The sequence below is a fragment of the Anianabacter salinae genome (assembly GCF_019061145.1).
Classification (GTDB): domain Bacteria; phylum Pseudomonadota; class Alphaproteobacteria; order Rhodobacterales; family Rhodobacteraceae; genus Anianibacter; species Anianibacter salinarum.
In genome coordinates this window covers 198,650-224,371 of sequence record NZ_JAHQZS010000002.1, presented here as the reverse complement: position 1 = coordinate 224,371, position 25,722 = coordinate 198,650, and the positions used below count along the sequence as shown (strand labels likewise).

The 25,722-nt window shown below is 66.1% G+C and carries 26 protein-coding genes; 9 read left to right on the top strand and 17 right to left on the bottom strand.

All coding sequences use genetic code 11. The features are described from left to right. Positions 1–9: 9 nt before the first annotated feature. From KTJ87_RS05640 to KTJ87_RS05590, 11 genes are read right to left on the bottom strand one after another with little or no spacing between them, the layout of a single operon-like run. Positions 10–1,152 carry a CaiB/BaiF CoA transferase family protein gene (locus KTJ87_RS05640; RefSeq protein ID WP_267138124.1) on the bottom strand — a complete coding sequence of 381 codons (1,143 nt, stop codon included), beginning with the start codon at positions 1,150–1,152 and terminating at the stop codon, positions 10–12. Then, positions 1,152–1,964: an SDR family oxidoreductase gene (locus KTJ87_RS05635; protein WP_267138123.1), complete on the bottom strand. Its 813-nt coding sequence runs from the start codon at positions 1,962–1,964 to the stop codon at positions 1,152–1,154. Before KTJ87_RS05635 ends, KTJ87_RS05640 begins: the two co-directional genes overlap by 1 nt. Before the next feature lies 1 nt (position 1,965). Further along, complete coding sequence (locus KTJ87_RS05630) at positions 1,966–3,051, bottom strand: CaiB/BaiF CoA transferase family protein (protein ID WP_267138122.1); 1,086 nt, start codon at positions 3,049–3,051, stop codon at positions 1,966–1,968. Continuing rightward, the gene (locus KTJ87_RS05625; RefSeq protein WP_267138121.1) at positions 3,048–4,382 is read right to left on the bottom strand and encodes a phenylacetate--CoA ligase family protein; all 1,335 of its coding nucleotides are present in this window, start codon (positions 4,380–4,382) and stop codon (positions 3,048–3,050) included. The genes KTJ87_RS05630 and KTJ87_RS05625 overlap by 4 nt, the downstream gene beginning before the upstream one ends. Then, positions 4,366–5,025, bottom strand: a complete 660-nt coding sequence (locus KTJ87_RS05620; RefSeq protein WP_267138120.1) for a TetR/AcrR family transcriptional regulator — start codon at positions 5,023–5,025, stop codon at positions 4,366–4,368. The genes KTJ87_RS05625 and KTJ87_RS05620 overlap by 17 nt, the downstream gene beginning before the upstream one ends. A 23-nt stretch (positions 5,026–5,048) precedes the next feature. Further along, the gene (locus KTJ87_RS05615) at positions 5,049–6,224 is read right to left on the bottom strand and encodes an acyl-CoA dehydrogenase family protein (protein ID WP_267138119.1); all 1,176 of its coding nucleotides are present in this window, start codon (positions 6,222–6,224) and stop codon (positions 5,049–5,051) included. 10 nt (positions 6,225–6,234) lie between these two features. Then, positions 6,235–7,215, bottom strand: a complete 981-nt coding sequence (locus tag KTJ87_RS05610) for a branched-chain amino acid ABC transporter permease (RefSeq protein ID WP_267138118.1) — start codon at positions 7,213–7,215, stop codon at positions 6,235–6,237. Between the two features lies 1 nt (position 7,216). Beyond that, positions 7,217–8,083 carry a branched-chain amino acid ABC transporter permease gene (locus KTJ87_RS05605; RefSeq protein ID WP_267138117.1) on the bottom strand — a complete coding sequence of 289 codons (867 nt, stop codon included), beginning with the start codon at positions 8,081–8,083 and terminating at the stop codon, positions 7,217–7,219. Beyond that, positions 8,080–8,823, bottom strand: coding sequence for an ABC transporter ATP-binding protein (locus tag KTJ87_RS05600; RefSeq protein WP_267138116.1), 744 nt, complete (start codon positions 8,821–8,823; stop codon positions 8,080–8,082). Before KTJ87_RS05600 ends, KTJ87_RS05605 begins: the two co-directional genes overlap by 4 nt. After that, positions 8,820–9,602, bottom strand: a complete 783-nt coding sequence (locus KTJ87_RS05595; RefSeq protein WP_267138115.1) for an ABC transporter ATP-binding protein — start codon at positions 9,600–9,602, stop codon at positions 8,820–8,822. The genes KTJ87_RS05600 and KTJ87_RS05595 overlap by 4 nt, the downstream gene beginning before the upstream one ends. A 19-nt stretch (positions 9,603–9,621) precedes the next feature. Then, on the bottom strand, positions 9,622–10,770 hold the full coding sequence (locus KTJ87_RS05590) for an ABC transporter substrate-binding protein (protein WP_267138114.1): 1,149 nt from the start codon (positions 10,768–10,770) through the stop codon (positions 9,622–9,624). 352 nt (positions 10,771–11,122) lie between these two features. On the opposite strand from KTJ87_RS05590, the gene KTJ87_RS05585 reads away from it, so the two are divergent. Genes KTJ87_RS05585 through KTJ87_RS05545 form a run of 9 tightly spaced genes read left to right on the top strand, consistent with a single transcriptional unit; the run spans position 11,123 to position 19,072 of the window. Continuing rightward, positions 11,123–11,905, top strand: a complete 783-nt coding sequence (locus KTJ87_RS05585) for an enoyl-CoA hydratase/isomerase family protein (RefSeq protein WP_267138113.1) — start codon at positions 11,123–11,125, stop codon at positions 11,903–11,905. A gap of 2 nt (positions 11,906–11,907) precedes the next feature. After that, entirely contained in the window at positions 11,908–12,417 is a 510-nt protein-coding gene (locus KTJ87_RS05580) for a hypothetical protein (RefSeq protein ID WP_267138112.1), read from the top strand. After that, a complete protein-coding gene (locus tag KTJ87_RS05575; RefSeq protein ID WP_267138111.1) occupies positions 12,414–12,803 on the top strand; it encodes a Zn-ribbon domain-containing OB-fold protein in 390 nt (129 codons plus the stop codon). Before KTJ87_RS05580 ends, KTJ87_RS05575 begins: the two co-directional genes overlap by 4 nt. Continuing rightward, a complete protein-coding gene (locus KTJ87_RS05570) occupies positions 12,803–13,957 on the top strand; it encodes an acetyl-CoA acetyltransferase (protein ID WP_267138110.1) in 1,155 nt (384 codons plus the stop codon). Before KTJ87_RS05575 ends, KTJ87_RS05570 begins: the two co-directional genes overlap by 1 nt. Positions 13,958–13,976: 19 nt before the next feature. Further along, positions 13,977–14,888 (top strand): SDR family oxidoreductase, encoded by a 912-nt coding sequence (locus KTJ87_RS05565; RefSeq protein WP_267138109.1) that lies wholly within the window; start codon positions 13,977–13,979, stop codon positions 14,886–14,888. Beyond that, positions 14,888–15,772: a MaoC/PaaZ C-terminal domain-containing protein gene (locus KTJ87_RS05560; RefSeq protein WP_267138108.1), complete on the top strand. Its 885-nt coding sequence runs from the start codon at positions 14,888–14,890 to the stop codon at positions 15,770–15,772. Before KTJ87_RS05565 ends, KTJ87_RS05560 begins: the two co-directional genes overlap by 1 nt. After that, positions 15,769–16,929 (top strand): acyl-CoA dehydrogenase family protein, encoded by a 1,161-nt coding sequence (locus KTJ87_RS05555; protein ID WP_267138107.1) that lies wholly within the window; start codon positions 15,769–15,771, stop codon positions 16,927–16,929. Before KTJ87_RS05560 ends, KTJ87_RS05555 begins: the two co-directional genes overlap by 4 nt. A 2-nt stretch (positions 16,930–16,931) precedes the next feature. After that, complete coding sequence (locus KTJ87_RS05550) at positions 16,932–18,053, top strand: NAD-dependent epimerase/dehydratase family protein (RefSeq protein ID WP_267138106.1); 1,122 nt, start codon at positions 16,932–16,934, stop codon at positions 18,051–18,053. Then, entirely contained in the window at positions 18,050–19,072 is a 1,023-nt protein-coding gene (locus tag KTJ87_RS05545; RefSeq protein ID WP_267138105.1) for a cyclase family protein, read from the top strand. Before KTJ87_RS05550 ends, KTJ87_RS05545 begins: the two co-directional genes overlap by 4 nt. Before the next feature lie 14 nt (positions 19,073–19,086). Here the strand turns inward: KTJ87_RS05545 and KTJ87_RS05540 are convergent, their stop codons facing one another. The 6 genes from KTJ87_RS05540 to KTJ87_RS05515 form a co-directional block, all read right to left on the bottom strand. Continuing rightward, on the bottom strand, positions 19,087–20,142 hold the full coding sequence (locus KTJ87_RS05540; RefSeq protein ID WP_267138104.1) for a DUF475 domain-containing protein: 1,056 nt from the start codon (positions 20,140–20,142) through the stop codon (positions 19,087–19,089). Between the two features lie 224 nt (positions 20,143–20,366). Continuing rightward, complete coding sequence (locus KTJ87_RS05535; RefSeq protein ID WP_267138103.1) at positions 20,367–21,194, bottom strand: ion transporter; 828 nt, start codon at positions 21,192–21,194, stop codon at positions 20,367–20,369. A gap of 128 nt (positions 21,195–21,322) precedes the next feature. Continuing rightward, positions 21,323–22,879, bottom strand: a complete 1,557-nt coding sequence (locus KTJ87_RS05530; RefSeq protein ID WP_267138102.1) for a sugar ABC transporter ATP-binding protein — start codon at positions 22,877–22,879, stop codon at positions 21,323–21,325. Further along, the gene (locus KTJ87_RS05525; protein ID WP_267138101.1) at positions 22,876–23,868 is read right to left on the bottom strand and encodes an ABC transporter permease; all 993 of its coding nucleotides are present in this window, start codon (positions 23,866–23,868) and stop codon (positions 22,876–22,878) included. The genes KTJ87_RS05530 and KTJ87_RS05525 overlap by 4 nt, the downstream gene beginning before the upstream one ends. A gap of 11 nt (positions 23,869–23,879) precedes the next feature. After that, positions 23,880–24,854 (bottom strand): ABC transporter permease, encoded by a 975-nt coding sequence (locus tag KTJ87_RS05520; protein ID WP_267138100.1) that lies wholly within the window; start codon positions 24,852–24,854, stop codon positions 23,880–23,882. A 42-nt stretch (positions 24,855–24,896) separates the two neighbouring features. Next, positions 24,897–25,694 carry an SDR family oxidoreductase gene (locus KTJ87_RS05515; RefSeq protein WP_267138099.1) on the bottom strand — a complete coding sequence of 266 codons (798 nt, stop codon included), beginning with the start codon at positions 25,692–25,694 and terminating at the stop codon, positions 24,897–24,899. Between the last annotated feature and the right edge of the window lie 28 nt (positions 25,695–25,722).

The following is a 25,722-nucleotide window of genomic DNA, read 5'->3' as shown; positions in this document are numbered from 1 at the left end:
GGCGGCGCGTCAGGTCTGCGGGCCCAGAACCTCTTCCGTGTCCTGCCCAAGCCGCGGCGGCGCGACCGGATCACGCAGCGGCGTGTCCGAGAACCGCAAGGGCGAGCGCACGAGCCGCAGACGGCCATGCACGGCGTCCGGCACCTCGACCACCAGGCCGCGCCCCTGAACGTCATCGGAGTTCAGGGTATCGCCCACCGACCTCACCTTCCCGACCGGAACGGCGGCAGCCTTCAACAGCGTGATCCAGTCGTCGGTGCCGCGCGTGCGGAAGGCGTCCGAGAGACTCGGGATCAGCGTTTCCCGGTTATCGACGCGGTCCCGGTTCCTGAGGTAGCGCGGATCGGCGGCAAGATCGGGGCGATCCATCGCGGCGCAGAGGGCCTGGAACTGGCTGTCGTTCCCGCAAGCCAGCGCAACCGTGCCGTCCGCCGTGTCGAACAACTGATAGGGCACCACCGTCGCATGGGCATTGCCATGGCGCGACGGCTCTTGCCCGGTCTGCAGATAGCCGCTTGCCACGTTCGCCAGAAGCGCGACGGCGCTGTCGAACAGGGCAAGGTCAAGATGCTGCCCGCGCCCGGTCCTCTCGCGCGCGAACAGCGCGGCAAGGATCGCCTGCACCGCATTCATTCCCGTCGCCAGATCGGTGATCGCCACGCCCAGCTTCATCGGCTCGCCGTCCGGCGTGCCGGTGATCGACATCAGCCCGCTTTCCGCCTGGATCGTGAAGTCGTAACCGCCCTCGCCCGCGCGCGGCCCGGTGCGCCCGTAGCCCGAAATCGAGCAATAAACGAGACGCGGGTTCACGCGCAGCAGCGTGTCCGGGTCCAGCCCGTATTTCGCCAGCGCGCCCAGCCGGAAATTCTCGACCAGCACGTCGGCGCGGGCGGCAGGCTCGGCGATGCGCGCGCGCCCTTCCTCGGTCTTGAGATCCAGCGCGACGGACTTCTTCGAGCGATTGCAGCACAGGAAATAGGTGGAGTCGCCGCCGATATCGGGCGGCATCCAGCCGCGCGTGTCATCGCCCCGGTCCGGCGGTTCGATCTTCCAGACCTCGCCCCCCAGATCGGCCAGCGTTTGCGTGCAGGTCGGCCCCGCCAGCACCCGGCTGAGATCCAGAACCGTGATCCCGTCAAGTGGCGGTGCCATCACGCGGCCTCGATCATGTGCAGCCCCGCGCCGATATGTGCGCCGCCGTCGAGCTGGATCAGCTGGCCGGTCATCAGGCGCCCCGCCGGACTGGCGAGAAAGGCGGTCAGTTCGGCGACTTCCTCGACGCTGGTTTCCGCGTGCATCGGGGTCGCGTCCAGCAAACCGTCAAGCAGCGCGCGCGCCGCCTCGTCCGACAGGCCCGAGGTCACCACCGTTCCCGGCCCGAGGCAGTTGAGGCGGATGCCGTCCGCCGCCCATTCCAGCGCAAGCGAACGGGTCATGCCAAGTACGCCCGCCCGGGCCGCGATCGAATGCGCAAGCCCCATCGAGCCACGTTCGACCCCCGAAAGGGACATGTTCACCACCGCCCCGCGCGATGCCTTGAGGTAGGGATAGGCGGCCTTGGTCGCGGTGAACACCGCCGACAGGTTCAGGTCGATCACCGCGTCCCAGCCACGGCGGCTGATTTCCGTCGCGGGGGCAAAGAACTGCCCGCCCGCGTTGTTCACCAAAAGGTCGATGCCATGTGCCTCGCCCGCGTCCGCGATCGCCTTTTCGAGCGCCTCGGTCTCGCGCACGTTGCACGAGACATGGCGAAAGCTGCCTGCAAGCCCCCTGGCAGCCTCGGCGGTTTCGGCAAGTGGCTCTTCGCGGCGGCCAAGGCCGGTGACGGACATGCCAAGCGCGACAAGACGCAGCACGATGGCGCGGCCGATGCCGGTGCCCGCGCCGCTGACCACGGCGCCCTTGCCCGCGAACAGGCCGTCCTTCAGCACGGCCGATGCCGCGCGGATGTCTTCGTCCTTCATCTCAGTCCTCCGTAGGTTCGTTCGGGCCCGCCAACGGCGGCGCCGGGGTGCGTGCGATCCGCGCGCCGTCGAAAAGGGCGGGATAGGCGGGGATCGCCTGCCCGTCGCTGTGCAGCGTCACGCCCGCGCCGGGCCGCAGCCTGCGAATGCGGTCCAGCGCCTCGGCCGGGTGCCGCACGGCCCCCGCCGGGATGCGCAGGCGCGCCATGATGGCCAGAACGTCCTGGGCGGTCTTGTCGCCGGTCCACGCCTCGACATGGGCGTCATACTCGCCCGCCCGTTCCAGCCGCTCGGCAAAGCTTGCGTCCGGCGCGCCGATTTCGGTGTTCAGCGCCCGCCAATAGGCATCAAGCCCGCCGTAGATGTAGACGTGCCCGTCGCTGCACCTGTAGATGCCGGACGGCGCCGAGGCGCGGTCGCGGTTGCCAGACGGTGCGCCCAGCGGCATCCCCTCGGCCGCCAGAACCGCCGCAGGGCCAAGAAGCATCGCCGAAGCGACTTCCATCATCGACAGATCGACGATCATGCCGCCCTCGCGCACAGGGTCGAGCATCGCCATCGCGGTCGCCATCCCGGCATAATGCCCCGAATAGAAATCGACCGGCCACGAGGTCGACACGCGCGGCGTTCCGTCGAGATTGCCGTTCATCCAGGCGAACCCGCTTTCGCATTGCGCGATGGTGTCCATGCAGGATCGATCATCGTCCTGTCCGAAGCCCGAAATGAGCGTCGCCACAAGATGCGGAAAACGGCGGCGCAGGTTCTCGGGATCGAGCGACAGTTTCTTCAGAGCGCGCGGCGCCACGTTGCAGATCAGCGCCTCGGCTCCGTCCAGAAGCGCCGCAAAGGCCGCCTGCCCGTCTTGCGTTGCCATGTCGAGGACATGGCTGTCCTTCGACGTGTTGAAGCTGCGGAAATAGGCAGAGCCGTGCGCCCCGCCTGGCAGCGCGCGCGACCCGTCGCCGCGCGGCGGCTCTACCTTGATGACCTCGGCGCCGTAGTCGGCAAGCATCTGCGCCGCCGTCGGTCCGGCGATGAACTGCGAAAACTCGACGACGCGGCGGCCCTTGAGCGGTTGCGGCGTCATTCCCGGATCAGCCGCTTGGCCTTGTGCACCGTGCGCGGCAGCGTGCCGAGGTCCAGAACCTCGATGTCGAAGCGCACGTTCAGCTTGTCGCGCAGGGCACGGCCAAGGCTGTCCTTGAGGCTGTCATCCGCCAGGCTGGCCCGCTCTACACGCAGAACGACCCGGCCCAGGAACCCGGTCTCGGGGTCCTTCATGTCGTCCGAGACGACGAGCGCGTATTCGTTCGTCGTTCCGGGGTGCGCACGCACCACGTCCTCGACCGCCGAGGGGAACAGGTTGACGCCCCTCACGATCAGCATGTCGTCGGCGCGTCCCTGGACACCGCCGACAAGGCGCGCGTGGGTGCGCCCGTCGGGGGCGGGCGTGCTGTCGCGCACCACGATGTCGCCGGTCCACCAGCGCACCAGCGGGCAGGCCCGCTTGTCGAGATGTGTCAGCACCAGAACGCCGGGGGTGCCGTCGGGCACCGGCTCGTCCGTGTCGGCATCAAGGATCTCGACGTGGATGAAATCCTCGGCCAGCGTCGGCCCGATCTGAAGCGCGGTGTCCCAGCCGATCGGCTGGCATTCCAGCGCGCCGTAGCAGTCGAACATCCTCGCGCCCCACTGGCGTTCGATCCGCTCGCGGGTGCCGGGGATCGACGCGCCCGGCTCGCCGCCGACGCAGACCATCTCGACGCTGCTTGCAGGCAGGTCCACGCCGCGTGCATGGGCGGCTTCGGCAATGTGGGCCATGAAGGACGGCGTGCCGATCACGCAGCGCGGGCGGTATTCGAGGATCGTGTCGATCTGGCGCTGGGTGTCGACCGAGCCGCCCGGGATCACCAGCGCGCCAAGGTGCTGCGCCGCCATCGTCGCGCCAAGCCCGCCGACGAACCACGAATAGCCGAACATGCAATGGAACACGTCCGACGCCCGCAGCCCCTGCGCATAAAGATACCGCGCATAGAGGTCCGCCCAGCGGTCAAGGTCGTCGTGGCTCCACAGCACGGGCGCAGGGCGCGACGTGGTGCCCGATGAATAGTGCACCCGCGCGGCATTGGCCATCGACACGGCGCGGAAGCTGCCGAAGGGCGGATCGTCGGCAAGCCCCTGAACATAGTCCTGTTTCTTGGTAAGTGGCAGCTTGCGCAGATCGTCGAGCGACTTCAGATCGCCCGGTTCGAACCCGATGTCCTTGAAAACGCGGCCATAATGGGCGCTGTTGCGCGCGACATGGTCAAGCTGCACCGGCAGCGTCTCGGTCTGGAACGCCGCGATCCTGTCGCGCGACCAGGTTTCCACCTCGTCCCAGATGGTGTCGGAATAGGGCTGTCTAACCGCCGGCCTCATGAAGTCCTCCTTTGTCGACCAGCAAGCCGCGCATCGCAAAATCCACGAGCGAAGAGCAGATCATCTCGATGTCATCTTCGGACTGGGTGCGACGCGGGCGGTACCAGACGGTGGCCCAGTTCATCGCTCCGAAGAACGGTTTGGTCAGGATGCGCGGCGAACCCTTGACGAAGACCCCTTCGCGCGTCCCTGCGTCGATCACCTCGGCGAAGAGCTGTTCATAGTCGTCGCGAAGCTGGTTGATCTCGGCCAGCGTCTTGGCGTGGCGAAAGCCTTCGGCCTCGAACAGGTATTTCTCGAGTCCCTGCACCGCGACCTTCTGGATCGGCATGTCGCGGATCAGCAGCGACAGATGCGCCTTGGCCATCAGCGGCAGCTTTTCGGCAGGCTGCAGCCGCGCGCGGGCGATCGGGTCCACCTCTTCGAAAAGGCGAGTCATGGCCGCGCGCTGAATGTCGAAGAATATCTGCGACTTGCTGCGATAGTAGTGATAGATGCGCCCCTTGGTCGCGCCCAGTTTCTCGGCGATTGCGTCTATCGACGTCGCCGAATAGCCGTAGTTCATGAACAGCTCTGCTGCCGCACGAACGATATCGTCCTTCGCGTCGTTCTCGTTTGCCGGAGCGGGGTATTGCATGACCATTGCGCGCATCCTCGTATGAAATATCAGGCTGCCCGTTCCTTTACGGACGCCTCAACTTCATTTCGCACAGACCGCGCCAAGACAAGTCTCTGGATTTCCGACGTGCCTTCGTAGATTTCAAGAATGCGCTGATCGCGGTATAGCCGTTCGGCCAGGTTCGGCTTGCAATAGCCAAAGCCGCCCCAGATCTGGACCGCCGCATCCGCCGCCTTGTGCGAGACTTCGGACGTGTAGAGTTTCGCCATCGCGCCAAGGACTTGCACGTCCTCGTCCGCGTCATAGGCGCGAGCGGCCTCGTACAGCATCATGCGCGCGGCAGACAGTTCGGTCGCCACGTCCGCCAGCTTGTAGCCGATGCCCTGGTTGTCGATGATCGGCTTGCCGAACGCCTCGCGCGTCACCGCGCGCTCTGCGGCTGTCCGGTAGGCGGCGATGGCAAGGCCGGTGGACTGCGCCGACACCATGATCCGCCCGACGTTCAGCGTCTTGAGCGCAAGGCGCAGCGCCTTGCCTTCCTCGCCGAGCATGGCGCTGGCTGGAACCCAGGTGTCGAGCTTGAGGTTCGAGGTCTGCGTGCCCCGAATGCCCATCTTGTCGTTCAACTCGTCGATCTCGACGCCGTCGTCTTCCTTGTCGACCATGAAGGCGGTGATGCCGCGCCCGCCCGCATCGGGATCGGTCTTGGCAAAGACGACGTAGTAGCGCGACGCGCCGCCGTTACCGATCCAGTATTTCTCGCCCTTGATGCGCCAGCCGTCGCCTTCACGCTCGGCGGTGGCGGTGATCGCGGCGGCGTCGGACCCGGTAGACCGCTCGGACAGGGCAAAGCTGGTGGCGGTTCCGCTGGCCATCGCGCCGAGGTATTTCTTCTTCTGCTCCTCCGTGCCGCCCAGCAAGACCGGAAAGGCGCCAAGCTGGCAGGCGCACAGGATCGCGGCGGTCGAGGCGCAGCCGGTGGCGACCTCTTCGACGGCGGCGACGGTGGCGCGCAGCGGCGCGCCCTGCCCGCCGTATTCCTTGGGGATGAACATCCCCGCCAGCCCCGATTTCACCAGCTTGTCGATGCTTTCCCACGGATACCGCTGGTCGCGGTCCAGTTCTTCGGCAAGCGGCGCAAAGGCATCGCGGGTCAGTGACGCGGCGGTCTGAAACCACTTCTGCGCGTCCGGTTCGAGAGCGGGGGACCAGATGACGGACATAACTGTCTCCTTAGACTTCTTGCCGCTCGTCGAGCGGACGGGATTTCTTGCGCCGCAGCATCGACAGGGCGTCGACGACAAGGCCGTAAAGGCCGCGCGGCAGGAACGAGAGGGCGAGGATGAGAAGTGTGCCGAGGATGATCCGGTCGACATAGGCGCCGTAGGACAGGAACCGTTCCTGCGTCACCACGATGGCCACACCGATCAGCGGCGCCAGCAGGATCCGGCGCCCGACCAGCACGACGGCGGTCAGCATCAGGATCAGGAAATACGGCGTCAGGACATCGGCGCTGATGTAGGCGCGCTGATAGGCATAAAGCCACCCGGCCGACGCGGTGATCGGCGCCGAGACGAGGAATACCTTCATCCGCACGATCTCGGGGCTGATGCCGGACATCCGCGCCAGCGCGGGGTTGAGGTGCACGGTCATCGCCGCGTGGCCCAGCCGCGACTTGCGGAAAGCCGACACCAGATACAGCACCACCACCAGAAGCCCCCATGCCAGCGGCCACAGCTGGCGGTCGGTCAGCGCGCGGAAGCCCGCGAATTCGAAGGCCGGGATGCCGGTCACTCCGTCCGATCCGCCAAGGAACGCCCAGTTCGCCGCCACGGTCATCGCCACCACGGACACGGCATAGGTCACCAGCGAGAACACGAACTCGCGCAGCTTGAGCGTCACGAAGGCAATGGCCGCCGCAAGCGCAAGGACCACCACGACGGTCAGCACCAGCGTCGAAGCCGGATCGAGCCCATAGCGCGACGACGCGATCGAGGTCGTGTAGGCGCCGCTCGCAAAGAACACCGGATGCGCAAGGCTGACCTCGCCAAGGTCGGACACGATCACGTCCAGCCCGTAGGACATCACGGCAAAGATCGCGATGATGACGCAGGCCGAGAAGACCACGTTCGCCCCGCCCAGAAGCCAGGGCAGCGCAAGTAGGGCGATGGCCGTCACGGGCAGCACGAAGGGCCGAAGACGGGATGCCGTCATCTCAGTGCCCTCCCATCTTCTGCGTCATGCCGCCGGGCCGCAGCACGAGAACCGCGATCAGCACGACGAACATCGCCGCCGTGGCATAGGCCGACGAGACATAGGCCCCGAAGAACGCGGTAAAGAGCCCAAGGCCAAGCCCCGCAAGATAGCTGCCGGTGACAGAGCCGATGCCGCCCAGAACGACCACGACGAAGGTGATGATGACCTCCTCGAACCCCATCGAGGTCAGGATCGGCGTGCGCGGCGCGACCATCGCGGCGGCCAGCGCGACCGTCGCCCCCTCGAAGGCGAAGACGCCAAGGTAGACCCGCTTGATGTTGATGCCGGCCAGTTGCGCCAGCTTGGGGTCTTCGGCGACCATCCGCACGCGGCGCCCGACGGGGCTGTTCTCGATCACGTATTTCAGCGCGATGAACACCAGGATCGTCACGACGACGATGGCGATGTCCTGCCAGGTGAACCAGATGTCCCCGATGTAGATGTCCATCAGCGACAGCGGCGTGTCGAGGATCTGGCCAGTGGACCCGAAGGTCAGCGCCGCCGCGCCCTCGATCACATAGCCGAAACCCAGCGTCACGATCATCACGGACACCAGATCCTGCCGGATCGTCAGGTTCAGCATGGTGCGCTGCATCAGATAGCCGACGCCGACGCCCACCGACATCGCAAGCGGGATCGCCACCAGATAGGGCAGCCCCCAGGCCGACATTGCGAACCAGGTGATGAACGCGCCGAGCATGTACATCTGCCCGTGGCCGAAATTCACCAGCCGGGCGACGCCCAGAAGCACCGTCCAGCCGATGGCGATCAGCGCAAAGGCATGGCCCAGCACGATCCCGTTGATGATCTGCTGCGCAAGGTTCATGTGGCGTGTCCTCCAAGATAGGCTTCGGCGATGCGGGGATCGTCGCGCATCTCGGCGGCGGCGCCTTCGGCCAGAACGCGGCCGCGCTCCAGAAGCGCCATGCGGTCGACGACCTCGACGGCCGCCTTCACGTTCTGCTCGATCAGAAGGACCGTCAGGCCGTTGTCGGCAAGCTGGCGGATGGTCCGCAGCACGGTCAGCACCAGCTTGGGCGCAAGACCGATGGACGGCTCGTCCAGAAGCAGCACGCGCGGCGCAAGGCGCAGCGCCCGTGCGATGCCCAGCATCTGCCGCTCGCCTCCCGAAAGCTGGCCGCCAAGGTGGCCGCGGCGGTTGGCGAGGTTGGGGAACAGATCGTAGATGTCATCAAGCGAATAGACGTGGCGCCCGGCCGCGTCTGCCGCACTTGCGTGATGCGCCAGGTTCTCGGCCACGCTCATGCTGTGAAAGATCAGCTGGCTTTCCGGGATCAGAAGAAGCCCCTTCTTGACGCGGCTCGGGGTGTCCATGCGGCTGAGATCCTCGCCGTCGAGGATCACCTCGCCGGACACGCGCGGCGCGCCGCGCGACCAGTTGAGGATTGCGCCCACCAGCGTGGACTTGCCCGCACCATTCGCGCCGACCACGCCCAGAAGCTCTTGCTCGTGCAGCGCCAGATGGTCGATCGTCAGCGCCCGGTTGCCGTTGTAGTCGGCGGTCAGGTTCCTGACTTCCAGAACGGGGGATTGCGCGCCGGTCATTCCGAACGCCCCAGGTAGGCTTCAAGCACCTCGGGCGAGTTGCGGATTTCGGACGGCGTGCCGCTGGCGATCATGCGGCCCTGGTCGAGCACGACGATCTGGTCGGTGACGCTCATGATAAGGTCCATGTGATGTTCGATGACGACCAGCGCGACGCCGTCGTCCCGCAGCGATTTCATCAGCGCGACAAGCTTTTGCATGTCCTCGCCGCCAAGCCCGGCTGCGGGCTCGTCGAGCAGAAGGATGCCCGCGCCCGTCGCATTGGCCAGCGCGATCGAAAGCGACCGCTGCGTGCCATAGGGAATCTGTGTCGGATAGCTGTCGTGGTAATTCTCGGGCACGCCCATCCGGATCAGCGCCGCCCGCGCCGCGTCTCGCGCCTCGGCCGCTCGGCGGGCAGAGTGCAGCGGGCGAAAGATCGTCTGCCCCAGCGACGAGCCATAGTCGTGCTGGATCACGGCGATCATGTTGCCCAGGACCGAGATGTCGGAGAAGAAGGTGTTCTGCTGGAACGCCCGGCGCAGACCCATCCCGGCCAACTTGTGCGCGGGAACCTCGGTGACATCCTCGTCGTCGATGAACACCCGGCCCTCGCGCCCCACCATGTGAGTGGTGGCGTTGTAGCAGGTGCTCTTGCCCGCGCCGTTGGGCCCGATGATGCCCAGGATTTCGCCGGGGCGCACGGTGAAAGAAACCCCGTCGAGGGCGACGAGCGCGCCGTAGCACACCCGAAGCCCTTCGACGGTAAGCGACCGCCCGTTCTGTGATTGAATGCTCATCTGGCGATCGCCCTGCGCTTCAGCCGTCGGTGCGGACGACGATTTCGCCATCGACGATGTCGAACAGGTAGTGGTTCGAGTTCAGCTGTCCGTTGTCGCCAAAGGTGATGTCGCCCAGGATCGTGCCCTCAAAGCTGCCGCCGCGGATCCGTTCCGCCACAGGCTCTTTCTCGAAGCTGCCCACATCCTCGACCGCCTTTGCCCAGACCTGAAGCGCGGCTGCGCCAAGCGCCATGAACTTGTCGGGCGTGTAGTCGTGAAGCTCTTCGGTCTTTGCGACGAACGCCTGGTTCTCGGCGTTGGATGCGAAGGGCTCGACGTTGGGGAAGTAGATGTCCGCCCCGACGACGCCGTTGGCTGCAGGTCCGGCCACATCGATCACGCTTGGCGCGACGGTTCCGACCGCAGCGACCAGTTGCCCGGGCAAACGCGAGCGCGAGGCCTGGCGGATCAGCGCAGGCATCCCCAGACCTTCGTTCGCGTTGATCGCGATGGTCACGTCGGGCTCGGCGGCCTTCACGTTCGACAGCGCGACGCGGAAATCGGCCTGGTCGAAGGGAAACTTCTCTTCCGCGACGATTTCATAGTCATGGCCGGTCGCGTCGAGCGCCGACAGGATCGAGGCTTGCGCGCCGTTTCCGTAGGCATCGTTCTCGGTCATGAAGGCGACGCGCGAATAGCCATTGTCGACGATGTACTTGGCGACGACCTCGCCGTCTTGCGCGTTCGAGCTGTTGAAGCGGACAGCAAGCGGGTTGCCCTCGCCCGACAGGATCGGGTCCGCCTTGGAGATCGCCGTGAGATCAAGGATGCCGGCGCGGCTGATGACCGGCTGCATGGCAAGCGTCACCGGGCTGTTCCAGCCCTCGATGATGACCTCGACGCCCTCTGCGATCAGCTCGTTCGCGCGCGACACGCCGACCGCCGGGGTCGATTCATCGTCGCGCATCACCAGTTCGATCTGGCGGCCAAGAACGCCGCCGTCCTCGTTGATGAGCGCGGCCATCGAATCGATCGCCCAGCTGACGTGCTGGCCCTGCGGACCCGCGCCGCCACTGAACGGAAAGATGACGCCGACCTTGACCGGGTCATCCTGGGCAGTCGCCGCGCCTGCGGCGAGGCCGAGGCCCACAGCGGCTGCAATCATTGGCTTGAAGATGGTGTGCATGGTTTATCCTCCCTGGTGAGAAGAACCATACTCATAGGTATGTAATTCCGTCAACCCATCGCAACCCTGCCTGGTGTGATCCCGGATCACGGCGCAATCCCGCCAGAGTCGCTCGCGCGCGCGAGGCACCGGAACTGCACTATGGGCCAGCAAGACGTGCCCATGTCCAATAATAATTGGAATTCCTGGCGAATGGATTCGCTGCCGTGCAGCATGGCCAGCCAGCAGGACGTCGCGCGCACAGCCCCGTCGGCAAAAACCAAGGCACCGCCCCCGCAGGCAATGGCACAGCCGGATTGCGGCTTGCATCCATACTATTGAGTATGTCAGGCTGGCCGCAAGGAGGACGACCATGCCAGGCCAACAGCACACTCCGGTTTCGGTCCAGACCGACGCGGGCGTCATGACGATCACCATCCAGCGGCCCGAGGCGCGCAATGCGCTGAATGCCGAGGTGCTGACGCATATCGCGGACGCGGTCGATGCGGCCAACGCCGATGCAACGGTCCGCGCCGTGATCCTGACCGGCGGAGAAGACAACTTCTCGGCCGGGGCGGATATCGACATGTTGTCAGGTCACACGGCGGCCAGTTATGTGGTGTCCGAGAACCGCCACGCCTTCGACCGCATCCGCGCTGCGCGCGTGCCGGTGATCGCGGCGGTTGCGGGCTATTGTCTTGGCGGCGGCTGCGAGATCGCGCTGGCCTGCGACGTGGTCATCGCGTCGGATACAGCCGTCTTCGGCCAGCCGGAGATCCGGCTTGGGATCATCCCCGGCGCGGGCGGCACCCAGCTTTGGACGGATCGCGCCGGTCCGGGCGCACAGGCAATGGCGGCCCTGACAGGCGCGCCCGTCGATGCCTACACAGCGCGCCGGATCAAGCTGGTGGACCGCGTCGTGCCATCAGGCTGCGCCGTATCGGCAGCGCAATCTCTCGCCGCGCAACTGGCCGCGCAGGCACCGCTGGCCCTGCGGGCGACCAAGGCGGCGATGCGCGCCCGCTGGGGCATGACGCTTGACGCGGCCCTGGGGCACGAGGTGGCCGTGATGGCGAACCTGCTTGCCTCTGGGGACGCGAACGAGGGCATCACGGCCTTCCTTGAAAAGCGCGCACCAGAGTTCCGGGGGGCATGAGCATGACGGATATCGCCCTTTCCGCCGATATGCCCGACGCCGACCTCGCCAAGGCGATCGCCAAGGCGCTGCGGGCGGGCGCTCCGCTCGCGCTGCGCGGCGACGGCGGAGGCGGACTGCACGCGTCGTCCACGGGATGGGTCATGGCGCTGGCCAAGGCGCGCCGGCCGGTAAGCGTGCATCTGACCGGGACATTGGCAGAGCGCGGCGTGGCGCTGGCGCTGCTGGCAGACGCTGCCGAATGGACGCAGGCGCAGGCGCAGGATGGCGCGCACCAGACCCCAATGATCGCGGTGATCGCGGCACAGTGCCTTGGCCAGACCGCCGCGCGCCGGTTTCTAACTGATCCCGATCCTGCCGCCGCCCTCGCGGCCTGCGGGCTTGCGCAGCCGCCGCTGCCCTCGGTCTTCACCGCGTTGAAACCCGCACTGGTCGCGGCGGCGGAATTGCCGCTTGATGAGGCGGCAGACTTCGCCGCCCTCGGCGCGGCTTCGACGGAGCGTCAGGCATGACCAACAGCGACCCCAGATTTGGCGGCCCCGGCCCCGAGGCCCGGTGGACCGAGATGCTTGCAGACGGCATCTTTGCAATTCAGCGCTGCGGCGCTTGCGGTGCGGCGCAATTCCCGCCCGTCGCCACCTGCAAGGCCTGCGGCGCCGCCAGCCCTGACATGATCCCGGCGGACGGGCGCGGCACCGTCTATTCCACGACCACCGTGCGTGCGCGCGAAGGCGATCACGACGTCTCGATCGTCGAGCTGTCCGAAGGTCCGCGCCTGATGACTTGCGTCACCGGCATCGCGCCGGGCGATGTCCGCATCGGCATGGCCGTCACAGCGCGCATCGAACGTGCGGCGGACGGCCCGCGCGTCGTGTTCGACGCCCCGGAGGCAACCTGATGACCGATCTGCGCGGCGCCATTTCCATCGCCGGGATCGGCAACACCCAGCGCTGGGACGCACCCGGCCGGTCTGCGTTCGACCAGTTGCAAGAGGCCTCGATCCTTGCGCTGGAAGATTGCGGGCTGAGCCTTGCCGATGTGGACGGGCTATATTGCGCCATGTCCGTGTCGGGCTTTCCGGTCCTGAACGTCGCCGAACGGCTGGGGATCGCGCCGCAGCTGCGCCACGCCGATGGCACCATGGTCGGCGGCGCGTCGTTCCTGTTCCACCTGCGTTCTGCCATGTCGGCGCTGGCCACAGGGCAATGCGACGTGGCTCTTGTCTGCTACGGATCGAACCAGCGCAGCGCAGGCGGCCGGTTGGCCGCGATGCCAGATCCGCAGCCGTTCGAGGCCCCCTACAAGGCGCGCTATCCGATCTCGGGCTACGCGCTCGCCGCCGCACGGCACATGCATGACTACGGCACGACCCGCGCGCAGCTGGCCGAGGTTGCCGTGGCAGCGCGCCAATGGGCCAAGCTGAACCCCGCGGCCTTCGAGAGGGGCGACATCACGGCGGACGAGATCCTGGCGTCGCGCATGGTGAGTGACCCGCTGACCAAGGCCGACTGCTGCCTTGTCACCGATGGCGGCGGCGCGCTGGTCCTGACGCGCACCGACCGGGCGCGCGACCTGCGCCAGCCGCTGGTGCCGGTGCTTGGCACGGGGGTTGCGGTCAGCCACCGCCAGATCGCCGCGATGCCGTCGCTGAGCGAAACCGCCGCAAAGCGCTCGGGCGCCGCCGCGATGGCCGAGGCGGGCGTAAGCGTCGCCGACATCGACCATGTGATGTTGTATGACGCCTTCACGATCTGCACGCTTCTGTTCCTCGAAGACCTTGGGTTCTGCGCCAAGGGCGACGGCGGGCCGTTTGCCGCCTCGGGCGCCATTGCGCCGGGCGGAGACTTGCCGGTGAACACCAATGGCGGCGGGCTAAGCTGCAATCATCCCGGGATGTATGGCCTGTTCACGTTGATCGAGGCCGCCGTGCAACTTCGCGGACAGGCGGGCGCGCGGCAGGTGCCGGGCGCCGAGATCGCCCTGGCCCATGGCAACGGCGGCGTGCTGTCCAGCCAGGCGACGGCGATCCTTGGAACGGCGGCAACGCTTTGAAACACAGGAAGGAGACACCATGACAGGGGTTCTGCAAGGAAAGACGGCCATCGTGACGGGCGCCGGACAGGGCGTTGGGCGCGCCATCGCCGAAGGGCTGGCCGCAGAGGGCGCGAACGTGGTCGTCAACGACATCGGCGTAACCCTCACCGGAGAGGCCGAGAACGCGAACGCCGCCGAAGAGGTCGCGGAAAGCATCCGCTCCAACGGCGGCAGCGCGATCGGAAATGCGGAATCGGTCAGCGACTGGGACGCCGTGCAGCGCATGGTCGCCGCCGCGATGGACACCTTCGGCGGCCTCGACCTGGTGGTGAACAACGCGGGCATCCTGCGCGACACGATCTTTCACAAGATGGACCCCGACCAGTTCCGCGCCGTCATCGACGTGCATCTTTTGGGCAGCTTCCATCTGAGCCGGGCCGCTGCGGGCGTGTTCCGCAACCAGAAAAGCGGGTCGATGGTCCACATGACGTCCACATCCGGGCTGATCGGCAATTTCGGACAGGCCAATTACATGGCCGCCAAGATGGGCATCGTCGGGCTGTCGCGCGGCATCGCGCTGGACATGCAGCGCTACAACGTCCGCTCGAACTGCATCGCGCCCCTCGCATGGTCGCGCATGGTCTCGTCGATTCCGACCGAGACCGAGGCCGACAAGGACCGCGTCGCCAAGCTCAAGCGGATGACGCCCGAAAAGATCGCGCCGATGGTCGCCTACCTGGGCTCTGACCTGTCCAGCCATATTTCGGGACAGGTCTTTTCGGTCCGCAACAACGAGATATTCCTGTTCTCGCAGCCCCGCCCCGTGCGCAGCCTGCACCGGGGCGAAGGCTGGACGGCCTCGACCATCGCCGACATGGCGCCCGCCTTTGCGCCGCATCTCACGCCGCTGGAGCGTTCGGCCGATGTCATCTCGTGGGATCCCGTCTGATGCCTCTCGATCCCGACTACCTGATGGCGCTCGACCGGCCAGAGATCGTGCAGGAGTGGACGTGGAAGGACGCGGCGATCTACGCGCTGGGTCTGGGCTACGGCGACGATCCGCTGGACAAGGGACAGCTTCGGTTTCTGGACCGCGCGCAGGACATGCAGGCGATGCCCGCAATGGTGAACGTGCTGGGCTATGACGGCGCGTGGCTGAGGGATGAAAGGACCGGCATCGACTATCTGCAGGTCGTCCACGGCGAACACGCGATGCAGATGCATGGCCCCCTGCCCGTAGAAGGACGCTTTCGCGCCCGCACGAACATTGTCGATCTTGTCGACAAGGGCCCCGGCAAGGGCGCAATCGTCGTCACGCGGCGCGAGATCACCGACGATGCCACCGGCGACCGGATCGCCACGGTGAACCACAACATCTTTTGCCGCGGCGCGGGCGGCTTCGGCGGCGCGTCCGTGCAGGCGGAAAGCGCCCCGGCGCCGGTCCTGTCCGGCGCGCCGGACGGCACTGTGCGGATCGAGACACCGCCGCAGCTTGCCCTGATCTACCGGCTGTCTGGCGATCTGAACCCGCTGCACGCCGACCCCGATGTGGCGCGGCGCGCCGGGTTCGAACGTCCGATCCTGCACGGGCTGTCCACCTTCGGGATCGCCTGCCGGGGGCTGATGGCCGCGCTGTGCGGCAATGACGCCGGGCGCGTTCTGGCGCAGTCGGGCCGCTTTTCCGCGCCGGTTTATCCCGGCGAGACGCTGACGCTGGCGTGGTGGACCGATGCGCCCGGGCGAGTCGGCTTCGAGGTGCGCGCGGCGGACCGCGACGCCGCCGTTCTCAAGAATGGACGTTTCGATTTCAAGACGGAGGCCGCTGGCCAATGAATTTCGACCTGACCGACGACCAGATCGCCTTGCAGGACACCGCACGCAAGTTCGCGCAGGCCGAACTGCCTGCGCTTGCGGATGAGGTCGACGACACCTGCAAGCCGGTGAACCACGACTGGCTGAAACGCTACGCCGAAATGGGGTTCCTGGGGGTCAATACCCGCGAAGAGCATGGCGGGCTTGGCCTGCCGCATCTCGATGCCTTCCTTGTCATGGAGGAATTCGCCAAGGTGTCGGTCGGCGTCGGCTTTCCGGTGTTCGAATGCTGCGCCGGGCCTGTGCGCATCGTCGAGGCGCTGGGGCATCCAGACCTTGCTGCGCGCGTCGTCTCCAAGGCGGCGGCGGGCGAGATGCTGGTGGCGATCTCGATGTCGGAACCGGACGCGGGCACAGCCTTGACGGACCTGCGCACCTCGGCCCGCTTTGACGGCGACGAGATCGTCATCAACGGCACCAAGCGCTGGTGCTCGGGCGCGGGCCATTCGGGCGGCTATGTCGTGTTCTGCCGCTTTGACGGCATCCCGGGCGCCAAGGGCGTCGGCGCGGTGTTCGTGGACAAGGACACGGCCGGGCTGTCCTTTGGTCCGCAGGAGCGGCTGATGGGCTTTCGCGGCGTTCCGTCCGCCGACATGGCGTTCGACGATGTCCGCGTCCCGCGCGAGCATCTGCTGGTCGAGGCGGGCGGTTTCGGCAAGCTGATGGGACTGTTCAACATCGAACGGTTGGGCAATGCCACGATGGCGCTCGGCGTGGCCTCCGGCGCGCTGGAAAAGGCAACGCTCTACGTTCAGGAGCGCAAGCAGTTCGGCAAGCCGATCGTCGATTTCCAGGCGGTGCAGCTTCGCCTTGCGGAAATGGCCGTCAAGGTCGAGGCGTCGCGCCTGATGATCCACCGCGCTGCCGCCCGCGCGGGCACCGGGCTGCCCGACAGCCAGGAAGCCGCGATGGCCAAGTGCATGGCCAACGAGATCACGCGCGAGGTGACTGCGGCCGCGATGCAGCTCATGGGCGGCTATGGCTATGCGCGCGAATACGGGATGGAGCGCCGGGTGCGTGACAGTTTCGGCTGGGGTATCGCAGGCGGCGCCATCGACATCCAGAAGGTCAACATCGCCGCCGGGCTGGTCGGACGCCGGTTCAGCCAGAGGGGCTGAGCATGGCCCGCCCCCATGTTCTGATCGCGGGCGCGTCCGGTGTCATCGGCCGTGCGGCGGTGCAACGCTTTGCGGCGGCAGGCTGGCAGGTCACGGCGCTGTCGCGGCGCGGCCCCGGCGTTGCCTGCAGCTATCGTCACCTGTCGCTCGATCTGACAGACGGGGCGGCCTGCGCCGATGCGGTTGCAGGGCTGGACGATCCGGTGACGCATCTTGTCTACGCCGCCGTCTACGAGGAACCCGATCTGGTCAGCGGTTGGCGATCAGCTGCCCAGATGGAAACCAATCGCGCGATGCTGGCCAACCTGCTGGCCCCGCTGGCGTCCACCGGGCACCTGGCGCATGTTTCGGCGTTTCAGGGCACAAAGGCTTACGGCGTACACATACGCCCTTTCCCGGTGCCCGCGCGCGAACACTGGCCGCGCCACGACCATGCGAATTTCTACTGGCTGCAAGAGGATCTCTTGCGCGAGGCGGCGTCGAAGGCTGGGTTTGCCTTCACGATATGGCGCCCGCAGGTGGTGTTTGGCGACGCCATCGGCGCGGTGATGAACGTGCTTCCGGTAATCGGCGCCTTCGCAGCGCTTGAGGCGGCACAAGGGCGCCCCCTGACCTACCCCGGCGGGCCTGCCTATGTCCTTGAAGCCGTCGACGCGCGCCTGATCGCGCGGGCGCTGCAATGGGCGGCAGAGGCGGACAGCGCGCGCGGCGAGGTCTTCAACATCACCAACGGCGATGTCTTCGTCTGGCAGAACCTCTGGCCGGTGCTGGCAGAGGCGCTTGGGACCGATCCGGGCGACGAGGTGCCGCAAACGCTGGCCGACACGATGCCGCCCCAAGGTGATGACTGGCGCGCTCTTGCCGCACGTCTGTCGCTGGCCGAGCCCGACCTTGGCGCGCTGATGGGCCGCTCGCACCACTACGCCGATTTCACCTTTGCCACCGGCGCGAAACGCGCCCCTGCGCCCGTGATCGTCTCGACCATCAAGCTGCGTCAGGCGGGTTTTGCGGACTGCATCGACACCGAAACCATGTTCCGCGAGCTGATCGCCGACCTTCAGGACCGCCGTGTCCTGCCGGGCCGGGACGAGATGCGCGGGCTGTTGCAAGGGAGCAAACCATGACCACACAGCGCTGGAAGAACCGCCCCGAGGGATCGAACTGGGGCGATTTCGGCCCCGACGACCAGATCGGCCGGATGAACCTCGTGACCCCAGAGGCCCGCCTGAGCGGCGCACGCGAAATCCGCGAGGGGCTGTCGTTCTGCCTGTCGCTGCCGCTCGATTATCCGGGCGGAAACGTGCTGTTCCCCTTGCGCAAAGAGCCGGTCTTTCACCACGAAAAGCGCGGCGACGGGCACAACTTCAACTTCGACATGTCCGCGCTGTCGCCGTGCTACTGCGATGTCGTGTCCGACGACGCGGTGACGCTGTATACCCAGTATTCGACCCAGTGGGATGCGCTGGCCCATGTCGGCATGCGTTTCGACGCGGACGGCGACGGCGAGGCGGAAAAGGTCTATTACAACGGCTATCGCGGCGGCGAGGACATCGTTGGCCCCGACGACGGCGGCAGGCCGAACGGGGCCGCCGCGCTGGGGATCGAGAACCTTGCCGCGTCTGGCGTTCAGGGCCGCGGCGTGATGGTCGATCTGGAACGCAGCCACGGACGCGACCGGGTGCTGATCGACTACGATGCTCTGATGAAGGCGATGGACGGCAACGACACCGACATCGCCGAGGGCGATTTCCTGTGCCTCAACACCGGATTTGCGGACCTTGTCCTGTCGATGAAGAAACAGCCCGACGGCGAGGTCTTGGGCAAGTCCTGCGCCGTGCTCGACGGCCGCGACACCCGGCTTCTCAACTGGATCACCGACAGCGGCATCGCGGCGATCTGTGCCGACAATTTCGCGGTCGAGGCCTATCCGGCCCGCACCCCTGAAGGCGAGCGTTTCCCGGCGCTGCCGCTGCACAACCACTGCCTGTTCAAGCTGGGCATCCATCTGGGCGAGTTGTGGAACTTTTCCGAGCTTGCGCGGTGGCTGCGCGAGAACGGCAGATCGGCCTTCTTCCTGACCGCCCCGCCGCTGCGCCTGCCCGGCTCGGTCGGCTCTCCCGTCACGCCCGTCGCCACCGTGTGACCGCGTGACAGCGCCTACCGGTCCCGCTTCTCCTTCAGGGACCGGTAGAGCGCGAAAAGGATGATCGCCGCGCCGATCAACCCGGTGATGACCTCGGGGACATGCACGATGGACTGCGCGAACATGATGATCGCCAGCAGAAAGATCGCGTAGAACGCGCCGTGTTCGAGAAACCGGTACTCTGACAGCGTGCCGCGATCGACAAGGAAGATCGTCATCGACCGCACATACATCGCGCCGATGCCCAGACCGATGGCAATGATGAACAGGTTCGTCGACAGCGCGAAGGCCCCGATCACCCCGTCGAACGAGAACGAGGCGTCCAGCACTTCAAGGTAGAGGAACGCGCCAAGGCCGCCCTGCGCCGCTGCCGTCGTCGTGGATTGCTTGTCGATGATCGTGCCCAGCGCCTCGACCAGCAGGAAGGTGATGAGGCCCAGCACCGCGCAGTAGAGGAAGGTGTCCGCCTTGTCCGGCCCCAGCAGCCGCGAGAACACCGTGATGACCACAAGCGTCAGCAGCACCTCGCCCGACCGCAAGCCGCCCGACCCGGTCAACCGCCGCTCCAGCCAACCGAACCAGTGCACGTCCTTGTCCGCATCGCAGAAGAACGACAGCGCGACCATCATCAGGAAGGTGCCGCCGAAGGCGGTGATCGGCAGGTGCGCCTCTTCCATGAGGGCGCTGTAGCGTTGCGGCTCTGATGCCGCCAGGACCACGGCGTCGATAGGGCCGATCCGTGCGGCGATGCAGACGACGAGCAGCGGAAACACGATCCGCATGCCGAACACCGCGATCAGGATGCCCCAGGTCAGAAAGCGCCGTTGCCATTCGGGGCGCATCGTCTTGAGCTTGTTGGCGTTCACGATCGCATTGTCGAAGCTGAGCGAAATCTCGAGAACCGCGAGCACCGAGCAGATGAACAGGAATTCGAGGAACCCCGCCACGGTGCCTGTATAGGCGTAGCCAATGGCCCCGCCCAGCGCGAGGCCAAGGACGGTGACGATCCCCGGCCAGATGAAATACGAGTGCCCGGACCGGACGCGGGCGGCGGCGTTGTGGTCTGCCATGATGTGATTGTGGCGTGCCGGGGCGCCCCGTCGTGGGGCGCGTCAATCCAGCGGTGCCAAGCCTCGGCGACAGGTTTCGGTCGAGTGCCGACATCACGGGCGCGTCGCAGACGCCCGCCAGAGGGGCCCGGTCACTCGGTGCGGTCAAACCGTTGAAGAGGCAAGAACGCCGCCTCTGATCCGCAGCCGCACCCTACGCCGAACTGGCGCCGACGCAAGCCCGGTCAGCCTCGTCCAGGCGGCTTGCTGTCGGTACCGCCGGACTTCAGCAGCGTCTCGATCTCGGTCAGGCGGGCCAGCACCTCGTCGCGGTAGCTGTCGGTCTTCTCGTTCGATTCCGCGTGGTGGGCATCCTGCATCGAGTTCACGATGAGACCGACCAGAAGGTTCACTACGGCAAAGGTCGTGACCACGATGAAGGGCACGAAGAACATCCAGGCATAGGGATATGCCTCCATCACCGGGCGCACGATGCCCATCGACCAGCTTTCCAGCGTCATGATCTGGAACAGCGTGTAGCCCGACCGCCCCAGCGTGCCGAACCAGTCGGGAAAGGCGTCGCCGAACAGCTTGGTCGCCATCACCGCGCCGATGTAGAACAGCATCCCCATCAGCAGGAACACCGATCCCATGCCGGGAAGCGCGTTCACCAGCCCCTCGACCACGCGGCGCAGCGACGGCGCCACTGACACCACCCGCAGCAGCCGCAGGATGCGCAGCGCGCGCAAGACGCTGAGGCCCTGCGCGGCGGGCGCGAGAGAGATCGCCACGATCACGAAATCGAAGATGTTCCAGCCGTTCCGAAAGAACCTCCGGCCGCGCGCGAACAGCTTCAGCGCAAGCTCGACCACGAAGATGCCAAGGCAGATCGTGTCGAGCGCAAGGATAAGCGGCCCGGCGCGGTCCATCACGGTGGCAGAGGTCTCAAGCCCCAGCACGATGGCGTTGAACAGGATCACGCCAAGGATGAAATTCTGCACGGCCCTGCGGTCCACAAAGCGGGCGACGCGGCCGCGCAGGGAGTCGTGGTCGGGCGCGCTGTGGTCGGTCATCAGGGTCACACTCGGAATGGCCCGCCAAGGCGGCGGCGCGGCATGAAGGACGGGCGCCGGAATCGGGGGCATTCCCGATCCTTCAGCCCAAGCCGTGCCTTAGCATTCGTGCGGTGTGCTCTGCCAGATCAATGAGGCCGGGAGCAGCCTGCGTCTTGCGCGGTCACATCCGCTTGTGCCGCGCCGTTCCCGCCGATGCCCGAAATTGCCTGGATCAGGCTGTCCTCGGTCACTTCCTCGGCGGTGAACTCGCGCACGATGCGGCCCTGGTGCATCGCCACGACACGGTCGGCCAGGTGCAGCACCTCGGGCATTTCCGAGCTGATGACGATCACCGCATAGCCCTGCGTGGCCAGATCGCGGATCAGGTTGTGAATCTCGGCTTTCGACCCGACGTCGATGCCGCGCGTCGGCTCGTCCACGATCAGCAGCTTGGGGTTCATCGACAGCCACTTGCCGATCACGATCTTCTGCTGATTGCCGCCCGACAGGTTCCCCACCGTCTGCCGCCAGCCCGGCGTGCGGATGTCCAGCTTGTCCTTGTAGTGATCGAAGATCGACAGCTCGGCGCGTTCGGATACGAAGACCGAAGACGTCATGTCGTCGACCTGCGGCAGGGTCATGTTGTCCCGGCAGTTCATCCCCAAGACCAGCCCCTGCCCCTTGCGGTCCTCGGGGACCAGCGAGATGCCGTGACGGATCGCGTCGATGGGCGAGGCGATGCGCACTTCCTTGCCGTCCAGATAGATCGCGCCGGCATCGGGATCGCGCAGGCCGAATATCGTCTCGGCGATCTCGGTCCGTCCCGCGCCGACCAGCCCGTAGAACCCCACGACCTCGCCGCGCCGCACCGAAAAGCTGATGTCGCGGTACACCTTGCCGCAGGACAGACCGCGCACCTCGATCGCCACCTCGCCAAGTTCGGCGTGGGCATGGTTGCGCGACAGATCGAGACTGCGCCCGATCATCAGTTGCGTCACCTCGTCCTCGTCCGTCTCGGACGTGTTCAGGGTTCCGCGATACTGCCCGTCGCGCAGAACGCTGATCCGGTCGGTGATCTTGAAGATCTCTTCCATCCGGTGCGAGATATAGACGATGCCCACGCCGCGCGCCTTGAGGTCCGCGATCACGTCGAACAGCACGACCTTTTCGGCATCGGTCAACGATGCGGTCGGCTCGTCGAAGATCACCGCGCGGGGATCGACGGTCAGCGCGCGGGCAATCTCGACCATCTGCTGGTTGGCGATGGACAACTCGCCGACACGCGTGCGGGCGTTGAATCCCACGTTCAGCTTGCCAAGGATGTCGTCGGTCCGGGCATAGAGCGCCGCCCAGTCGACGCGCCCGAGGGTCTTGCGCGGCAACTCTCCAAGAAAGATGTTCTCGGCCACCGACAATTCGTCCGCAAGGCTGAGCTCCTGGTGGATGAACACCACCCCCCGCGCCTTGGCCTGGATCGGCGAGGTCATCACCGTCGCCTCTTCGTCGATGAAGATGCGCCCCTCGTCCGGCTGGTGGATGCCGCCAAGCACCTTCATCAGCGTGGACTTTCCGGCGCCGTTCTCGCCCATCAGGGCGTGCACTTCGCCGGGCATGACGGCAAAGGACACATCGTCAAGCGCGCGCACGCCGGGGAACGTCTTGACGATGCCTTCAAGCCGCAGGGCGGGGGTCTGGTCGGTCATGTCTTCAATTCCTCCTTGCCACGCCGGTTAAGCTGCCGGTCGAGGAACAGCACAGCGATCAGGATCAGGCCGATCACGAGGTTCACCGTTTCGGTGTCCGCGCCGATGTGCCCAAGGCCCTTGCGCAGAAGCTGGATCGCGATGACCCCGCCCAGCGTCGAGATGATCGAGCCATAGCCGCCCGTCAGCTTGGTGCCGCCCAGCACGACCGCGGTGATCGCCCACAGCTCGTAGAGCATTCCGTCATTGGGGTTCACCGACCCGGATTCCGAATAGAACACCACCGCCGACAGCGCGGCGAGAAAGCCGATCAGCATGAAATTCCACAGGAAATGCGGACCCACGCGGATACCGGCATTCACCGCCGCCTCGCGGTTGTTGCCGATGGCATAGGCGTTGCGGCCATGCACGGTGCGCGTCATCACCAGCCACAGGACCAGCGCCGCCCCCAGCAGGAACCAGGTTGCGGTGTGCAGCCCCAGGAACTGCGCCTCGGCGAAATCCACCAGCGTCCAGTTGAGATGGCTCGTCGGCTGCTCGCCGTTGTACATGAACACAAGGCCGCGGTAGCCCAGCATCGCGCCCAGCGTGACGATGAAGGCGTCGACCCCCGTCTTCCAAACGATCAGCCCGTTGATCGCGCCCAGTACCGTTCCGGTCAGAAGCGCGAACAGCCACGCCAGCGGGATCGCCCAGTCGCCAAGCGCCTGCATGAAGGGCCATGTCATGCTGTCCAGAAGCACGATGGCGGCCAGCGCAAAGGTCGCGCCGACGCTGAGGTCGATGTTGCCGTTTATCATCACGATGGTCATGCCAAGCGCGATGATCCCGATGGGCGCGGATTGCTTCAGAAGCAGCAGCATGTTGCCGTAGTCCATGAAGGCCACGTCCGTGACCGACAGGAACTCTCCGGCGATCGAGAAGAACGCAAGCTCGACCAGGATGAAGACCCAGATGCCGCCTTGCTTGATGAGTGTTTCCTTGTTCATGCCATCCGCCCCTATGCGATCGGGGACCAGAGACGGCCCCGCTTTGCAGCGATGTCCAGCCAGACCGCGAGGATGATGATCGTCCAGGTCACGACGTACTGGACGTAGAATTCGAGCCCGACCAGAAGAAGTCCGTTCTGGATGAAGCCGAGGATCAGCACACCGATCACGGTCTTGAAGATCGTGCCCGACCCGCCCAGCAGCGATGCGCCGCCCAGGATCACGGCGGCCAGAACCTCAAGCTCCATCCCCTGCCCGACGGTGTTCTGGCTTCCCATCGACCGGCTGGCCTGCATCAGACCCGCAGTCGCGACACAGAACGCCGAAAGAAGGTAGGTGGTGAACACCACCCGCGCACGCGGCACGCCCGAGAATGTCGCCGCCGTCCCGTTGCCGCCAACGGCATAGACCTTGCGGCCGAACGGCGTGCGCGCCAGCACGATGCCCAGCACCGCGGCAAGCCCGGCGAACATCAGGATCGGCATCGGAATGCCCATGACCGACCCCTGCCCGAAGAAGCCGAACCAGGTGCCCGACTTGTCCGCGATGTCCATGTTCTTGCCGCCCGACCAGGTCAGCGTCAGCCCGTGGATCGCCGACAGCATCCCCAGCGTCACGATCAGCGAATTGAGCTTGAGATACCCCACGAGGAACCCGATGAAGGCGCCCAGCAGCAGGGTCAGCGCGAACATCGCCGGTATGGCGAGCGCGGGGCCAAGCTTGTCGTGCAGGTCCAGCACCACGATGGTCGAGAACGACATCATCGAGCCGACCGACAGGTCCAGGTTGCCGCCGATGACGACAAAGGTCACGCCAAGCGCCATGACACCAAGGATCGCCGAGGACCGGATCACGCCGAACACGTTGTCGACGGCGATGAACCGCTGGTTCGCGATGGCGAACCCCACCATGAAGATCACGAAGGCGATCAGGATGCCCTGTCGCGCAAGAACTCCGGCGACGCCGGATTTCGTCAGTTCAGCCATGCCTTTCCCTCCCAAAATGGCAGCGGCGCCTGTCGCAGCGCGTCAGACCAGCGTCATGCCCCCGTCGATCATCACGATCTGGCCGGTCATGTAGTCGCTGGCCGCAGACGCGAGGAACGTCGTCGTTCCGGTGATATCCGCCGGTGTCGCCACGCGCCCGCGCAGGATTTCGGACGAGAACTCGTCCATCGCCTGCCCTGGCCGGTCTGCCGCACCGATCTCCATCAGGTCGCGGTCGACCTGCTCCCACATTTCGGTCGCGACGACACCCGGGGCAAATCCCGTCACCGTGATATCATGCTTGGCAAGGTCGCGCGCGCCGGACTGGGTCAGCGCGACCACGGCGAACTTGCTGGCGCAATAGGGCGCCACGTTGTCAAAGCCCTGCCGACTGGCGATCGAGGCGGTGTTGACGATCTTGCCGCCGGAGCCTTGCGCGATCATCTGGCGCGCGGCTTCCTGCATGCCGATCAGGCAGCCCAAGCCGTTGATGTCCATGATGAAGTGCCAGTTCGCCTCGGTCACGTCGAGAAAGTTCATCGGCCTGTTCACACCGGCATTGTTGAACTTCACGTCCAGCTTGCCGAAGCGATCGACGGTGTGGGCGATCATCGCGCGGACCATCTCGCGGTTGGTGACATCGACGACCGAATGCGTGATGCGCCCGCCGCCTGCCCGCGCGCGGGCCGCGTTGCACTCTGCCACTTCGGCGACCTTGGCGGCATTCACGTCGGCAAAGCAGACGTCGGCGCCCTCATCCAGGAGATCCTCGGCGATGGCGCGTCCGATCCCCTGCGCTGCGCCCGTGACGATGCACGAGCGACCCGAAACACGGCCCATGCCGTCCCTCCCCTCGGTCTTCTTGTAT

Bases quoted from the DNA above. Each gene is read 5' to 3' on its own strand.
- KTJ87_RS05640 (WP_267138124.1), bottom strand. From the start codon at position 1,152: ATGGCACCGCCACTTGACGGGATCACGGTTCTGGATCTCAGCCGGGTG.
- KTJ87_RS05635 (WP_267138123.1), bottom strand. From the start codon at position 1,964: ATGAAGGACGAAGACATCCGCGCGGCATCGGCCGTGCTGAAGGACGGC.
- KTJ87_RS05630 (WP_267138122.1), bottom strand. From the start codon at position 3,051: ATGACGCCGCAACCGCTCAAGGGCCGCCGCGTCGTCGAGTTTTCGCAG.
- KTJ87_RS05625 (WP_267138121.1), bottom strand. From the start codon at position 4,382: ATGAGGCCGGCGGTTAGACAGCCCTATTCCGACACCATCTGGGACGAG.
- KTJ87_RS05620 (WP_267138120.1), bottom strand. From the start codon at position 5,025: ATGGTCATGCAATACCCCGCTCCGGCAAACGAGAACGACGCGAAGGAC.
- KTJ87_RS05615 (WP_267138119.1), bottom strand. From the start codon at position 6,224: ATGTCCGTCATCTGGTCCCCCGCTCTCGAACCGGACGCGCAGAAGTGG.
- KTJ87_RS05610 (WP_267138118.1), bottom strand. From the start codon at position 7,215: ATGACGGCATCCCGTCTTCGGCCCTTCGTGCTGCCCGTGACGGCCATC.
- KTJ87_RS05605 (WP_267138117.1), bottom strand. From the start codon at position 8,083: ATGAACCTTGCGCAGCAGATCATCAACGGGATCGTGCTGGGCCATGCC.
- KTJ87_RS05600 (WP_267138116.1), bottom strand. From the start codon at position 8,823: ATGACCGGCGCGCAATCCCCCGTTCTGGAAGTCAGGAACCTGACCGCC.
- KTJ87_RS05595 (WP_267138115.1), bottom strand. From the start codon at position 9,602: ATGAGCATTCAATCACAGAACGGGCGGTCGCTTACCGTCGAAGGGCTT.
- KTJ87_RS05590 (WP_267138114.1), bottom strand. From the start codon at position 10,770: ATGCACACCATCTTCAAGCCAATGATTGCAGCCGCTGTGGGCCTCGGC.
- KTJ87_RS05585 (WP_267138113.1), top strand. From the start codon at position 11,123: ATGCCAGGCCAACAGCACACTCCGGTTTCGGTCCAGACCGACGCGGGC.
- KTJ87_RS05580 (WP_267138112.1), top strand. From the start codon at position 11,908: ATGACGGATATCGCCCTTTCCGCCGATATGCCCGACGCCGACCTCGCC.
- KTJ87_RS05575 (WP_267138111.1), top strand. From the start codon at position 12,414: ATGACCAACAGCGACCCCAGATTTGGCGGCCCCGGCCCCGAGGCCCGG.
- KTJ87_RS05570 (WP_267138110.1), top strand. From the start codon at position 12,803: ATGACCGATCTGCGCGGCGCCATTTCCATCGCCGGGATCGGCAACACC.
- KTJ87_RS05565 (WP_267138109.1), top strand. From the start codon at position 13,977: ATGACAGGGGTTCTGCAAGGAAAGACGGCCATCGTGACGGGCGCCGGA.
- KTJ87_RS05560 (WP_267138108.1), top strand. From the start codon at position 14,888: ATGCCTCTCGATCCCGACTACCTGATGGCGCTCGACCGGCCAGAGATC.
- KTJ87_RS05555 (WP_267138107.1), top strand. From the start codon at position 15,769: ATGAATTTCGACCTGACCGACGACCAGATCGCCTTGCAGGACACCGCA.
- KTJ87_RS05550 (WP_267138106.1), top strand. From the start codon at position 16,932: ATGGCCCGCCCCCATGTTCTGATCGCGGGCGCGTCCGGTGTCATCGGC.
- KTJ87_RS05545 (WP_267138105.1), top strand. From the start codon at position 18,050: ATGACCACACAGCGCTGGAAGAACCGCCCCGAGGGATCGAACTGGGGC.
- KTJ87_RS05540 (WP_267138104.1), bottom strand. From the start codon at position 20,142: ATGGCAGACCACAACGCCGCCGCCCGCGTCCGGTCCGGGCACTCGTAT.
- KTJ87_RS05535 (WP_267138103.1), bottom strand. From the start codon at position 21,194: ATGACCGACCACAGCGCGCCCGACCACGACTCCCTGCGCGGCCGCGTC.
- KTJ87_RS05530 (WP_267138102.1), bottom strand. From the start codon at position 22,879: ATGACCGACCAGACCCCCGCCCTGCGGCTTGAAGGCATCGTCAAGACG.
- KTJ87_RS05525 (WP_267138101.1), bottom strand. From the start codon at position 23,868: ATGAACAAGGAAACACTCATCAAGCAAGGCGGCATCTGGGTCTTCATC.
- KTJ87_RS05520 (WP_267138100.1), bottom strand. From the start codon at position 24,854: ATGGCTGAACTGACGAAATCCGGCGTCGCCGGAGTTCTTGCGCGACAG.
- KTJ87_RS05515 (WP_267138099.1), bottom strand. From the start codon at position 25,694: ATGGGCCGTGTTTCGGGTCGCTCGTGCATCGTCACGGGCGCAGCGCAG.